The organism is Microbacterium sp. (assembly GCF_031178525.1).
Taxonomy (GTDB): Bacteria; Actinomycetota; Actinomycetes; order Actinomycetales; family Microbacteriaceae; genus Microbacterium.
Genome location: NZ_JAPSJA010000304.1, coordinates 1 through 2,797 on the forward strand (window position 1 = coordinate 1; position 2,797 = coordinate 2,797).

Genomic DNA, 2,797 nt, shown 5'->3' on the forward strand with positions numbered 1-2,797 from the left:
CGGCCGCCGCGGTCGACGACGGGATCGAGATCGAGGTGATCGATCTCCGCTCCATCTCGCCGCTCGACGTCGACGCCGTCGTCGCGAGCGTCGAGCGCACGGGGCGGCTCGTGGTGGCGCACGAGGCTCCCGGTGAGGCGTCGGTGTCGAGCGAGCTGATCACGAGCGTGGTCGAGCGCGCGTTCGCGGCCCTCGAGGCGGCACCCGAGCGCGTCACGGGCTACGACACCCCCTATCCGCCGTCCGCGCTCGAGTCCCACTACCTGCCGGGGCTGGACCGGATCCTCGACGCCGTCGATCGCACGCTGGGGCGGCGTTCGTCGCGCACCCTGCTGGAGCCGTCCGGGCTCGAGGCGTCCGGGCTGGACGCGCGCGCTCCGCGGGAGCTCGTGCGGGAAGGGGGTGCGCGATGAGCGTCGTCTTCCGGCTGCCGGATCTGGGGGAGGGGCTCACGGAGAGCGAGATCGTGAGCTGGAAGGTCGCAGAAGGGGACGCCGTCGCGCTCAACCAGGTGATCGCCGAGGTGGAGACCGCCAAGGCCGTCGTCGACCTGCCGAGCCCGTACGCGGGAGTCATCCGGCGCCTGCACGCGTCGGAGGGTGAGACGCTCGAGGTGGGCGCTCCGCTCGTGGAGTACGAGGTCGAGGACGAGCTGAGCGGACCCGGTGCCCCGGCGGCGCCCGCAGCTCCGGAGCCCGTCGCAACGGCGGGCGAGTCGACGCCGTCCGCGCCGGCGCCGGCCGGGCCCACTTTCGAATCGGGCGGGCCGGACGCGGCGAACACGGCAGAGGAGCAGCCCGCGCAGGAGGAGCCCCCCGAGGAGCGGGTCGCCGTGCTCGTGGGCTCCGTCAAGGTCGCGGGAGGCCGCAAGCCGAAGCGCGCCGCCCGGACGTTCGCACAGGCGCCGTTCGTGCGCACTCCGCGGCAGCCCGCGCGCGCGTTCCCTCCCGTGCGGCGGCTCGCCAAGGAGCGCGGCATCGACCTCGCCGGCGTGGTCCCGACGGGGGAAGGCGGTGTCGTCACCCGCGCCGACCTCGACAGGGCGGCCGCGGCGCCGTCGCCGCGTGCGTCGCACCGCGAGCGCGTGAGCGGCTTGCGCAAGCAGACGGCGAAGGCCATGACGGCGGCCCTCGCGGTGCCGCACGCCGCGTGCTTCCTGCAGGTCGACGTGACCGAGACCCGCAGGCTCGCGCGCGACCTCGCCGCGGACGGCTCCCCGTCGCCCACCCTGCTGTCCCTTGCGGGCCGAGCCGTGATCCTCGCCGCCAAGCGCACGCCGGGCGTCAACGCGACGTTCCACGCCGAGGCGGAGGAGATCGAGTTCCACGAGCGGATCAACCTCGGCATCGCGGTGGCGACCGAGCGCGGGCTGGTCGTGGCGAGCGTCGACGACGCCGACCTCCTGGATGCGACAGAGCTGGCAGGCGCGATCGCCGCGCGAGCCGCGGAGGCGCGGGACGGGTCGATCGGCGTCGCGGCGCTGACGTCGTCGACCCTGACGATCTCGAATGTCGGCGTGTTCGGCGTCGACGGTGGCATCCCGCTTCTCACTCCCGGCCAGTCCGCGATCGTCGCGCTGGGAGCCGTGCGGCGCCTGCCGTGGGAGCACGAGGGAGCGGTCGCGCTGCGCGACGTCATGACCATCACGGTGTCGTTCGACCATCGGGTCATCGACGGGCGCGAGGCGAGCGCTTTCGTGCGCGACATCGGGCGCATGCTCGAGCGTCCCGGCCTGGCGCTCGCCCGCGGCTGATGCGGACGGCGCGGATGCGGACGGCGCGGATGGCGGGGAGAGGGCGACGATGGAGCGGCTGACGACGATGGTCGATGCCGGCAGCGCGGACGGAACGGCGCGGGCCGAGGCGATGGCGGCGCTCGTCGGCGAGCTGCGCGACCGGCTGGGCGCCGCGGCGCTCGGCGGTCCCGCGAGGGCGAGGGAAAGGCACACCACGCGCGGCAAGCTGCTGCCGCGCGAGCGCGTGGATCGGCTCCTCGACCCGGGCAGCCCGTTCCTCGAGCTCACGCCGCTCGCCGCGAACGGGATGTACGACGACGAGGCGCCCGCGGCGGGGATCATCACAGGCATCGGGCTGGTCGCCGGTCGCCGGTGCATGGTCATCGCCAACGACGCGACGGTCAAGGGCGGCACCTACTACCCGCTCACCGTCAAGAAGCACCTGCGCGCGCAGCAGGTCGCACGCGAGAACCGTCTGCCGTGCATCAGCCTCGTCGATTCGGGGGGAGCGTTCCTGCCGCTGCAGGACGAGGTGTTCCCCGATCGCGAGCACTTCGGCCGGATCTTCTACAACCAGGCGACCATGAGCGCCGAGGGCATCCCGCAGATCGCGTGCGTCATGGGATCGTCGACGGCGGGCGGCGCGTACGTCCCCGCCATGAGCGACGAGACCGTGATCGTGGCCGAGCAGGGAACGATCTTCCTGGGCGGCCCGCCGCTCGTGAAAGCTGCCACGGGGGAGATCGTCACCGCCGAGGACCTGGGCGGCGGCGAGCTGCACACGACGGTCTCCGGGGTCGCGGACCACCTCGCCGACTCGGACGAGCACGCGCTCGGGATCGTGCGGGACATCGTCGCCACGCTGCCGCCGAGCCCCGCACCACCGTGGCAGATCGCCGAGACGGAGGAGCCGCTCATCGACCCCGCGACGCTCGGCGCGGCGATCCCGGCCGATCTGCAGACGCCGTACGACGTCCGGGAGATCATCGCGCGCCTTGTCGACGGCAGCGCCTTCCACGAGTTCAAGGCCGGGTTCGGCACGACGCTCGTGACGGGCTTCGC

At 73.6% G+C, this 2,797-nt stretch carries 3 protein-coding genes; all 3 read left to right on the forward strand.

The genetic code is table 11. The annotated features are described in order from the left end of the window. A partial coding sequence (locus tag RIF89_RS13535; RefSeq protein WP_309069613.1) for a transketolase C-terminal domain-containing protein occupies positions 1-413 on the forward strand: 413 nt, incomplete at its 5' end. Then, entirely contained in the window at positions 410-1,753 is a 1,344-nt protein-coding gene (locus tag RIF89_RS13540; RefSeq protein ID WP_309069614.1) for a dihydrolipoamide acetyltransferase family protein, read from the forward strand. The genes RIF89_RS13535 and RIF89_RS13540, both read left to right, overlap by 4 nt. 49 nt (positions 1,754-1,802) lie before the next feature. Next, positions 1,803-2,797: carboxyl transferase domain-containing protein (locus tag RIF89_RS13545; protein ID WP_375294485.1), on the forward strand; the 995-nt coding region annotated here is incomplete at its 3' end.

Bases quoted from the DNA above. Each gene is read 5' to 3' on its own strand.
- RIF89_RS13540 (WP_309069614.1), top strand. From the start codon at position 410: ATGAGCGTCGTCTTCCGGCTGCCGGATCTGGGGGAGGGGCTCACGGAG.